Source organism: Streptomyces sp. NPDC048352 (genome assembly GCF_040651895.1).
Taxonomy (GTDB): Bacteria; Actinomycetota; Actinomycetes; order Streptomycetales; family Streptomycetaceae; genus Streptomyces.
This window is the reverse complement of the sequence record NZ_JBEZKZ010000130.1, coordinates 1-10,265: the sequence shown is the minus strand read 5'-3', so window position 1 is coordinate 10,265 and position 10,265 is coordinate 1. Positions and strand designations below refer to the sequence as shown.

General features: G+C 73.1%; 7 protein-coding genes and 1 pseudogene. 4 read left to right on the top strand and 4 right to left on the bottom strand.

Going from position 1 to position 10,265, the window contains the following annotated elements; translation table 11 throughout:
- Positions 1-92: 92 nt before the first annotated feature.
- From pucD to AB0D45_RS33940, 3 genes and pseudogenes are all read right to left on the bottom strand, one after another.
- Positions 93-2,489: pseudogene (gene pucD / locus AB0D45_RS33950) on the bottom strand (xanthine dehydrogenase subunit D); the annotation flags it as partial.
- Complete coding sequence (locus AB0D45_RS33945) at positions 2,489-3,088, bottom strand: (2Fe-2S)-binding protein (protein WP_361609454.1); 600 nt, start codon at positions 3,086-3,088, stop codon at positions 2,489-2,491. The pseudogene pucD and the gene AB0D45_RS33945, both read right to left, overlap by 1 nt.
- Before the next feature lie 2 nt (positions 3,089-3,090).
- Positions 3,091-3,984, bottom strand: a complete 894-nt coding sequence (locus AB0D45_RS33940; protein ID WP_362466381.1) for an FAD binding domain-containing protein — start codon at positions 3,982-3,984, stop codon at positions 3,091-3,093.
- A gap of 254 nt (positions 3,985-4,238) precedes the next feature.
- Here AB0D45_RS33940 and AB0D45_RS33935 point away from each other — a divergent pair, with 254 nt between their 5' ends.
- Positions 4,239-5,915, top strand: coding sequence for a PucR family transcriptional regulator ligand-binding domain-containing protein (locus AB0D45_RS33935; protein WP_361609450.1), 1,677 nt, complete (start codon positions 4,239-4,241; stop codon positions 5,913-5,915).
- A 176-nt stretch (positions 5,916-6,091) separates the two neighbouring features.
- On the top strand, positions 6,092-6,862 hold the full coding sequence (locus AB0D45_RS33930) for a hypothetical protein (RefSeq protein ID WP_361609448.1): 771 nt from the start codon (positions 6,092-6,094) through the stop codon (positions 6,860-6,862).
- Between the two features lie 380 nt (positions 6,863-7,242).
- Here AB0D45_RS33930 and AB0D45_RS33925 read toward each other — a convergent pair whose 3' ends face one another.
- Complete coding sequence (locus AB0D45_RS33925; RefSeq protein ID WP_361609458.1) at positions 7,243-7,905, bottom strand: GntR family transcriptional regulator; 663 nt, start codon at positions 7,903-7,905, stop codon at positions 7,243-7,245.
- A gap of 190 nt (positions 7,906-8,095) precedes the next feature.
- Here AB0D45_RS33925 and AB0D45_RS33920 point away from each other — a divergent pair, with 190 nt between their 5' ends.
- Both AB0D45_RS33920 and AB0D45_RS33915 read left to right on the top strand, forming a co-directional pair.
- Positions 8,096-8,965, top strand: coding sequence for a (2Fe-2S)-binding protein (locus AB0D45_RS33920; protein WP_362466377.1), 870 nt, complete (start codon positions 8,096-8,098; stop codon positions 8,963-8,965).
- 192 nt (positions 8,966-9,157) lie between these two features.
- Positions 9,158-10,265, top strand: a 1,108-nt coding sequence (locus AB0D45_RS33915) for a DUF2637 domain-containing protein (protein WP_362466374.1), incomplete at its 3' end; no start/stop codon positions are given.

Below are 10,265 nucleotides of genomic sequence, written 5' to 3'. Positions count from 1 at the left end.
CCTGGGCCCTGGACTCGGGCGCCGTCATCGAGCGCGGAGTGGAGGTGACCGGGCTGCGGCAGCACGAGCAGGGCGTCAAGGTCGAGGTGGAGGGTCCCGGTGAGGGCTTCCGGACGGATCGGCGTCTTGTTGAGCTCCAGCCCGGTCGCCGCGCGGATCGCCGCGAGGACGGCCGGCGTGGACGACAGGGTCGGGGCCTCGCCGAGACCGCGAAGCCCGTACGGGGCGTTCGGGTCGGCCAGCTCCAGGACGTCGACCGGGATGGTCGGGGTGTCCAGGATGGTCGGGATCAGGTAGTCCGTGAAGGAGGGGTTGCGCACCTTCGCGGTCTTCGGGTCCACGATGATCTCCTCCATGACGGCCACGCCGAGACCCTGGGTCGTACCACCCTGGATCTGGCCCACCACGGAGAGCATGTTCAGCGCCTTGCCGACGTCCTGGGCGGTCGCCAGCTCGACGACCTTGACGAGGCCGAGCTCGGTGTCCACCTCGACGACCGCGCGGTGCGCGGCGAAGGTGTACTGGACGTGGCCGTCGCCCTGGCCGGTGACCAGGTCGAACGGGACGGTCGGGCGGTGGCGGAACTCGAGCTCGAGGTCGATCGCCTCGTCCTCGAGGATGTCGGCGATGTCCGCGAGGACCTCGCCGCCGTCGGTGACGACCTTGCCGCCCTCCAGGAGCAGCTCGGCGTGGGCCCAGGCCGGGTGGAAGGAGCCGTTCTTGCGGCGGCCGATCTCCAGCAGGGCCTCGCGGACGGCCTCGCAGGTGTTCTTCACGGCGCCACCGGTCATGTACGTCTGCCGCGAGGCGGACGTGGAACCGGCGGAGCCGACCTGCGTGTCGGCCGGGTGGATGGTCACCTGCGTGACACCCAGCTCCGTACGGGCGATCTGCGCGTGGACGGTGACACCGCCCTGGCCGACCTCCGCCATGGCCGTGTGGACCATCGCGACGGGCTCGCCGTTGATGACCTCCAGGCGCACGCGGGCGGTGGAGTAGTCGTCGAAGCCCTCGGAGAAGCCGACGTTCTTGATGCCGACCGCGTAGCCGACGCCGCGGACGACGCCCTCACCGTGGGTGGTGTTGGACAGGCCGCCCGGCAGCGCGCGGACGTCCGCGCCCTCGCCGGCGCTCTCCCACTGGCGCTCCGGCGGCAGCGGGCGGGCCTTGACCCGGCGCAGCAGCTCGGCGACCGGGGCCGGGGAGTCCACGACCTGGCCGGTGGGCATGATCGTGCCCTGCTCCATGGCGTTCAGCTGGCGGAACTCCACCGGGTCCATGCCCAGCTTCGCCGCGAGCTTGTCCATCTGGGCCTCGTAGGCGAAGCAGGCCTGGACGGCGCCGAAGCCGCGCATCGCGCCGCAGGGCGGGTTGTTCGTGTAGAGCGCGATCGCCTCGATGTCCACGTCGTCGATGACGTACGGGCCCACCGAGAGGGAGGACGCGTTGCCGACGACGGCCGGGGAGGCCGAGGCGTAGGCGCCGCCGTCCAGCACGATCTTGCACTTCATGTGCGTGATCTTGCCGTCCTTGGTGGCGCCGTGCTCGTAGTACAGCTTCGCCGGGTGGCGGTGCACGTGGCCGAAGAAGGACTCGAAGCGGTTGTAGACCATCTTGACCGGCTTGTTGGTCGCGAGGGCCAGCAGGCAGGCGTGGATCTGCATCGAGATGTCCTCGCGGCCGCCGAAGGCACCGCCGACGCCGGAGAGCGTCATGCGGACCTTCTCCTCGGGCAGGCCGAGGACGGGGGCGATCTGCTTGAGGTCCGAGTGCAGCCACTGGGTGGCGACGTAGAGGTCGACACCGCCGTCCTCGGACGGCACGGCGAGACCGGACTCCGGGCCGAGGAAGGCCTGGTCCTGCATGCCGAAGGTGTACTCGCCCTCGACGATGACGTCGGCGCGCTTGCGGGCCTCCTCCACGTTGCCGCGGATGATCGGCTGGCGGTGCACGATGTTCGGGTGCGGGACGTGGCCGGAGTGGTGGTCGTCGCGGCCCTCGTGGATCAGGATCGCGTCGGGGGCGAGGGCGGAGGCCTCGTCGGTGACGAGCGGGAGCTCCCGGTAGTCGATCTTGATCTTGGCGGCGGCGCGGCGGGCGGTCTCCGGGTGGTCGGCTGCCACGAGGGCGACCGGCTCGCCGTGGTGGCGTACCCGGCCGTTGGCCAGGACCGGGGTGTCCTGGATCTCGAGGCCGTAGTTCTTCATCTCGGCCGGCAGGTCCGCGTAGGTGAGCACGGAGTACACGCCGGGCATGGCCAGCGCCTCGGAGATGTCGATGGACGCGATCTCGGCGTGGGCGACGGTTGAGCGCAGGGTCTGGCCCCACAGCATGTCCTCGTGCCACATGTCCGAGGAGTACGCGAACTCGCCCGTGACCTTGAGCGTGCCGTCCGGGCGCAGCGTCGACTCGCCGATGCCGCCCTTGTTGTGCTTCTGGGTGACGTTCGTCGGGGTGCCGGAAGGCGCGGTGCGGGTGTTGGCCATGATCAGACAGCCTCTCCCTGACGGGCGGCCGCGAGGCGGACCGCGTCGAGGATCTTCTCGTAGCCCGTGCAGCGGCAGAGGTTGCCGGACAGGGCCTCACGGATGTCCTGGTCGGACGGGTCGGCGTTCTGCTCCAGGAGAGCGTCGGCCTGGACCAGCAGACCCGGGGTGCAGAAACCGCACTGGACGGCGCCGGCGTCGATGAACGCCTGCTGGATGTTGGAGAGCTCGGCGCCCTCACCGGTCTGGGAGTCGGTGCCCTTGGCGGACCACTGCTTGGCCTCGTCCGTGGAGACGCCCTTGCCGCCGCCGCACGCGCCGGTGCCGCAGGCGTGCCCGTGGTCCTCGCGCTGCTTGGCGAAGTCCGCCAGGCCCTCGACGGTCACGACGTCGCGGCCCTCGACCTGGCCGGCCGCGACCAGGCAGGAACAGACCGGCACGCCGTCGAGGCGGACGGTGCAGGAACCGCACTCGCCCTGCTCGCAGGCGTTCTTGGAGCCGGGCAGGCCCAGACGCTCACGCAGCACGTAGAGAAGGGACTCGCCCTCCCACACGTCGTCGGCTTCCTGCGGACGACCGTTGACAGTGAAATTGACGCGCATGGTTACGCAGCCCCTTCAAGCGAGCGGCCGTTGTTGCCGCGGTACTGCTCCCAGGTCCAGACGAGCTGGCGGCGAGCCAGGATGCCGACCGCGTGGCGGCGGTACTTCGCCGTGCCGCGGACGTCGTCGATCGGGTTGCAGGCGCCGGAGGCGAGCTCACCGAACTGCTTGGCGATCGACGGGGTGATGACCTTGCCGTTGTCCCAGAAGCCGCCCTCTTCGAGCGCGGCGTTCAGGAACTCCTCGGCGGCCTTGGCCCGGATCGGGGTCGGGGCGGCGGAGGCGATGCCCGTACGCACGGTGCGGGACTCGGGGTGCAGCGCGAGGCCGAAGCCGCAGACCGCGATGACCATCGCGTTGCGGGTGCCGACCTTGGAGTACTGCTGCGGGCCCGTGGCGTTCTTGATGTGGACCGTCTTGATGAGCTCGTCGGCGGCGAGCGCGTTGCGCTTGACACCGGTGTAGAACTCGTCGATCGGGATCAGGCGGGAACCGCGTACCGACTCGACCTCGACCTGGCAGTCGGCGGCGAGCAGGGCGGGGTGGGAGTCACCGGCGGGCGAGGCGCAACCGAGGTTGCCGCCGACACCGCCGCGGTTGCGGATCTGCGGGGACGCGACCGTGTGCGAGGCGAGCGCGAGACCCGGCAGCGTGGTGCGCAGGTTCTCCATGATCTGGGTGTACGGGACGGAGGCGCCGAGCTTGGTGACCTCCTCGCCGACCTCCCACTCCCGCAGCAGCTCGATGCGGTTGAGGTCCAGGAGGTATTCCGGACGGCGGTGATCGAAGTTGATCTCGACCATGATGTCGGTGCCACCCGCAATCGGCACAGCTGTGGGGTACTCGGCCTTAGCGGCGAGTGCCTCCTCCCAGCTGGCGGGGCGAAGGAAGTCCATGTGCGGCTCTCTTCTTCATAATCGGGTCGTTCACTTCAAGCCAGGAGGCCGAAGGGCCCTCGACTGGTCGTTCACGTGCTGTTAACGCGGTGTGGAGCCAGTACACAAGCCCGGTGTCCCTCGGGTGCAGTCACCGAAACCATGAAGGAGTTGGCTGGCGGCCTCCTTCGTCTTGTAGATTCGTATGAAAGGCAGGATGCGACGACCTGCCCGATTTCCAACGGCAACATTCGAGACAGATCGGCGGCGACATCATGCGGCTGCGCGCACTGCTGGAAACCGAGGCGCTGGGGCTGCGGCTGCTGGGCGGCGAGGAAGAACTCGACCGGACGGTCCGCGGGGTCATGACGACCGACCTGAGAGATCCCAGCCGATACCTGACGGGAGGAGAACTTGTCCTCACCGGCCTGGCATGGCGAAGAAATTCGGCCGACTCCGAGCCATTCGTACGAATCCTCGCGAGCGCCGGCGTCGCGGGCCTGGCGGCCGGCGAGGCGGAACTGGGAGACATCCCCGACGATCTGGTTTCGGCCTGTCTGCGGAACCGGCTGCCGCTCTTCGCGGTGAACGAGGACGTTGCGTTCGCCACCATCACCGAGTACGTGGTGCGGCAGGTCTCCGGGGAGCGCGCGGGCGACCTCGCGGCCGTCGTGGACCGCCACCGGCGGCTGATGACCTCGGGCCCCGCGGGGGGCGGACCCGACGTGGTGCTGGATCTGCTCACCACCGACCTCGATCTGCGGGCCTGGGTGCTCTCGCCCACCGGCCGGCAGATCGCCGGGGCCGGTGAACCGCTGTCTCCGGGCATCTGCGCGGCGCTGGCGAGCGAACACCTCGCGGCGGTCCGGACCGGCCGCAGGGGCCCGCACCGGATGTCCCTCCAGGGTATTACCTACTCCCTGTTCCCGATCAGGGGACACGGCCGGGGCGCGGGCCCCGCCGCCCGCGACGTGCGCGAGAGCGTGCTGTCCGACTGGCTGCTGGCCGTCGAGGCGGACGCGGGCGACTGGCCCGCCGAGCGCCTGGACCTGCTCCAGGGCGTCACCCAGCTCATCGCGGTCGAGCGGGACCGCCGCGACGCGGCCCGCACGGTGCGCCGCCGCCTGGCCCAGGAGGTGCTGGAGCTGGTCCAGACGGGCGCTCCGCCCGCCGAGATCGCCGCCCGCCTGCGGGTGGCCGCCCCGGTGCTGCTGCCCGGGCTGGGCACCGCCCCGCACTGGCAGGTCGTCGTGGCACGGGTGGACTGGGAGGGCGGGGACATCCCCGGCGGCCCGGTGGCCCAGTCGCTGCTGGAGGAGATCCTCGTCGACCCCTCGATGGCCGGGCCGGAGCCGTCCGACCGGATCGCGGTGGCCCATGCGGGTGACGAGGCGATCGCGCTCGTCCCGCTGCCCGCGCTCTCCGGCGACGCCGGCGAGGACAAGGGCCCGGATTCCGCCCTGCACGCCGACGCGCTCCTGGCGGCCGTACGGGAGCCCCTGGCGGCCGGCCTGGCCGACGACGGCCGGCTCACGCTCGGCGTCAGCGCGGCCGTGCACTCCGCCGAGGGCCTGCGCGGGGCCCTGGAGGAGGCGCGGCACGCCCGCCGGGTCGCGGCGGCCCGCCCCGGGCGGGTCTGCGCCGCCGGGCACCACGAGCTGGCCTCGCACGTGCTGCTGCTGCCGTTCGTGCCGGACGACGTGCGCCGTGCCTTCACGGCCCGCCTGCTGGACCCGCTGCGGGACTACGACCGCAGGCACCGGGCGGAACTGATCCCGACCCTGGAGGCGTTCCTGGACTGCGACGGCTCCTGGACCCGCTGCGCGACGCGGCTGCACCTGCACGTCAACACGCTGCGCTACCGGGTCGGGCGAATCGAGCAGCTGACGGCGCGTGACCTTTCGCGGCTGGAGGACAAGCTCGATTTCTTCCTGGCCCTGCGCATGAGCTGACCCCCGGCCCTCCCATCAGCGCAGCTCCCTCCAAGGGGCCGGGCAGGGGCGGCTGACGAGCCGTCCGGACTTTGTGAAAGAGTTCACCCGACCCCTTGGCCGATGCAGCCGATCCGTGCTCTCATTTCGCCCCAGGGCTCAACGACGTGCTGCTTGGTTGCTTCGGGGAGGGCAATGTGGCGGATACCGCCATGTCCGGTGCGGGATCGACGGGGGGCGACGACCCCCTCCAGCGGGCGATATGGCGGCTGCGCTCGCGCGGCTGTTGGTCGGACGCGGCGGCCCTGCTGACGCCGCACGCGGACCAGGCGGGGGCTGCGGTGCAGCGCACCGCGCTCCTGGTGGAGCGGTGCCTCTTCACGGGACAGGGCTGGTCCGAGGCGGAGGACGCGCTGCGGGTGGCCGAGGCCGTGGCCCGGGACGACGACGAGCGGGGTGCGGCGGCCTGCGAGCGAGGCCAGCTGGCCTACGCGGCCACCGTGCTCGGGGTGCGCGACCGGGCGGACGAGGCCCGTTCGGCGCTGGGGCGGGCGGCCGCCCTGCTGTCCCCGGCGTCGCGGACCCGCCCGCTGCTGGACTTCCGGCGGGGCCTGGTCGCCGAACACCTGGCGGACGCCCCGCAGGCGGCCCGGCCGGCCTACCACCGCGCCCACACGGGGGCGGCGGCCCACGGCGACACGCTGCTGCTGTCGTTCACCTGGCGCCACCTGGCCGCGCTGTCCCTGCGGGACGGCGAGGTCGCCGAGGCCCGCAAGGGCTTCGCGGAGTCCCTGCGGATCCGGGAGGACCTGGGGTTCCTGGTCGGCACGGCGCCCGCGCTGGCGGCCCTGGCAGAGGTCGAGCCGGAGCCCGAGGCGACCCGGCTGCGCGCGGAGGCCCGGCGCCTGTTCCACCTGCTGGGCGGCATCCCGACCTGGCTGGCGGACCAACTCACCCCGGCGGCGTAGCCGGGGCCGGGCGGGGCCCAGCCTTACGGGGCGGGCCCGGGGGCTCGCGGACCAGCTGCCCCCCGCCGCCTGACCCTGCGGGGCGGGGCCCGGAGTCCCTGCGGGGCCGGTCCCCTACCCGCCCTTCCACCGTTCCCAGGGGCGCTGCCCCTGACCCCGTTGCGCTCAAACGCCGCGCGGGCTGGGATGCGCTGGGCGAAATCCAGCCCCGCTGGCCTTTGAGGCGCGGGGGGCCGGGGGCGGAGCCCCGGGGGGTCCGGGGCGCAGCCCCCAGGAGGTCCGGGGCGCAGCCCCCAGGAGGTCCGGGGCGCAGCCCCGGGGAACGGGCGCAGGGCGGGTAGGGGACCTCGCCCCGCGCAGCGGGACCCCAGCGGGAGCGGTCAGGCGCCGGCGAAGTGGGCCCGGACCAGGGATTCCACCGCCGGGAGGTCACGCGCGGCCAGCGCCTCCAGCAGGGCCGTGTGCTCGGCCGCGTCGGCCACCAGGTCGGCGCGGCGCACCCGCGGCGCGCCGGGCAGGGGCCACTGGGCACGGCGGTGGAGCTCCTCGGCGATCTGCACCAGCTGGCCGTTGCCCGAGAGGGAGAGCACCGCCCGGTGGAAGGCCCGGTCGGCGTCCGCGTACCGGGGCAGGTCCCCCCCGGCGGCCGCCTCGGCGGTGGCGAGGGCCGCCGGGCGCAGGGACTCCCAGGCCGCGGCGGGCACCGACCGGGCGAGGCCGAGCATCACGGGCACTTCGATCAGGGCCCGGACCTCGGACAGCTCCGCCAGAGTGCGGGGGGTGCGGGTCAGCACGCGGAAGCCCCGGTTGGGCAGGCATTCCACCGCCCCCTCCAGCGCCAGCTGCTGCATCGCCTCGCGGACGGGGGTCGCCGAAACCCCGAACCGCTCGCCGAGCGCGGGACCCGAGTAGATCTCCCCCGGCACCAGCTCCCCGTCCACGAGGGCGGCGCGCAGCGCGTCGAGGACCTGCCCGCGCACCGAATGGCGCAGCACCTTCTGCGGCGGGAGCAGGGGCTCCTGCGCCGCCGGCTCCTGTGACACCAGGGCATGGGCCGCTTCGTGCACTCGGTCCTCCTCCGGGTCTCGACCGGTACCGAGGATAGGTGACGGGGCCCGGGGCGCCCTCGCGAGCGGTGCGGCGCCTCCGGGCGGGCCGCGGATTCCCCCGCCGACCGGGATCCAGTAAGGTAAGCCTCACCTTTCCTCACGACGCGTAATTCGGTGGTCCGCCATGCCCGGCCCGGCTGTTCCCGCCCCGCTCCCGTCCGCAGCCGCCCCGGCCGGCTCTCCGGTGGCGCGCGCGTACGAGCGCCTGGCGGCCGCCTACCCGGGCCTGCGGGCCGAGGAGCACGGCGCGCACGAACCCCTCCCTCGCGGTGGGGGCTGGGTCGGCGCGCACGAGCTCGCGGAAGGCGGTGCGGCCCTCGACGCCCACCTCGCGTGGGACCGGGCCCAGGTGCTGCGGGATCACGGGCGGGAGGGCAGGCCCGACGTGGTGGCCGGGTTCGGCCTCCACCGGTACGCCTGGCCGGCCTGCCTGCTGATCACCGTCCCGTGGTTCCTGGAGCGCCGGGTGCCCCGGCTGCCCGTGGAGCGGGTGGCCTTCCACCGGACCCGGGGGCGGATGGCCGTACACGTCGGGGAGTTCGCCTGCCTGCCGGACGACCCGGCGGCGGCCCTCCCCGGAGCGCGGGTGGTGCCCGGCGAGGAGGCCCTGCGCGAGGAGGTGCGGGCAGCGGTGGCCCAGCACCTCGGACCGCTGCTGGCGGGCTTCGGCCCGCGGATGCGGCGCGGCCGCCGCGCCCTGTGGGCGATGGCCACCGACGAGGTGGTCGAGGGGCTCTGGTACGTCGGGAGCCTGCTCGGCGAGGAGCGGCGGGCCGTGCGCGAACTGGAGCTGCTGCTGCCGGGCGCGGTCGCGCCGTACACCGCCGGCGCCGGCTTCCGCGCCCTCGCCGGCCCCGGCGGGGCGGAGCTGACCACCAGGGACCGGGCCGGCTGCTGCTTCTTCTACACGATCCGCCCCGAGGACACCTGTACGACCTGCCCGCGCACCTGTGACGCGGACCGCGTCGCCCGGCACACGGCGGCCGCACGCTGAACCCACCCGTTCGGCTGAAGCTGATTCGAACCCAACTCGGCGCCTCCGAGCGCCAGTTCGACCCACAACACCCTATCCGACGGGACCCGCACCCCGATGGCGTCCACTTGCCCCGAAACCCACGTGCACCACTGACCGGCTGCGCCACTATGGCGCCCGGAACGCCGCATACGCGAGGCAAGGGACATCCGCATGAGACTGACCGACATATCGCTGGACTGGCTGCTGCCCGGCAGCCTGTTGCTCCTGGGCGTACTTGCGGCAGTGGCGGTACTGGCCCGGGGCAGGCGTGAGGGCGAGAAGGCCGCGGCCGACGACAGCTGGGAACGCAGCGAGGAACGCCGGCGCCGCAAGGAAGCCGTCTACGGCACCGCCTCCTACGTCCTGCTCTTCTGCTGCGCGGCGGTGGCCGCCGCGCTCTCCTTCCACGGGCTCGTCGGCTTCGGCCGGCAGAACCTGAACCTCTCCGGGGGCTGGGAGTACCTGGTCCCCTTCGGCCTCGACGGGGCCGCCATGTTCTGCTCGGTGCTCGCGGTCCGCGAGGCCAGCCACGGCGACGCCGCCCTCGGCTCCAGGATGCTGGTCTGGCTGTTCGCCGGGGCGGCCGCCTGGTTCAACTGGGTCCACGCCCCCCGGGGTTCGGGCCACGACGGCGCACCGCAGTTCTTCGCCGGGATGTCGCTCTCGGCGGCGGTGCTCTTCGACCGGGCCCTCAAGCAGACCCGCCGGGCGGCACTGCGCGAGCAGGGCCTGATCCCGCGCCCGCTGCCGCAGATCCGCATGGTCCGCTGGCTGCGGGCACCCCGGGAGACCTTCGGCGCCTGGTCGCTGATGCTGCTGGAGGGGGTACGCACCCTCGACGAGGCGGTGGACGAGGTGCGCGAGGACAAGAAGGAGCGGGAACAGGACCGGCACCGCAGGCGGGAACAGCACCGCCTCGACCGCGCCCACATCAAGGCGCTGGGCCGGCAGAACAGGGCGTTCGGGCGGACCCGGGCGCGCCAGGTCGACCTGCCGGGGCTGGCTCCCGGGTCGGGCTCCGCGCCGGTCGGCGCGGAGCCCGCCATATCGGAAGCGGGACAGCTGCCCCTGCGCCGAAGGCCCTCACTTCAGGCCGTGAACGGAACCGAACCCACTGATCCCTCCGGTCCGCGGACGGTGGACCTCACCGCCGAGGACGACACCCAGACGATCCCCCGGCTCGACCACCTGGAGCGCAAACTGAAGCGACGCCGACCCGGCGCGGGCCGCGCGGCTCGCGGACCGGCTGGGGGCCACTGCCGCCCCGACCGTCGACCAG

Bases quoted from the DNA above. Each gene is read 5' to 3' on its own strand.
- AB0D45_RS33945 (WP_361609454.1), bottom strand. From the start codon at position 3,088: ATGCGCGTCAATTTCACTGTCAACGGTCGTCCGCAGGAAGCCGACGAC.
- AB0D45_RS33920 (WP_362466377.1), top strand. From the start codon at position 8,096: ATGCCCGGCCCGGCTGTTCCCGCCCCGCTCCCGTCCGCAGCCGCCCCG.
- AB0D45_RS33935 (WP_361609450.1), top strand. From the start codon at position 4,239: ATGCGGCTGCGCGCACTGCTGGAAACCGAGGCGCTGGGGCTGCGGCTG.
- AB0D45_RS33940 (WP_362466381.1), bottom strand. From the start codon at position 3,984: ATGGACTTCCTTCGCCCCGCCAGCTGGGAGGAGGCACTCGCCGCTAAG.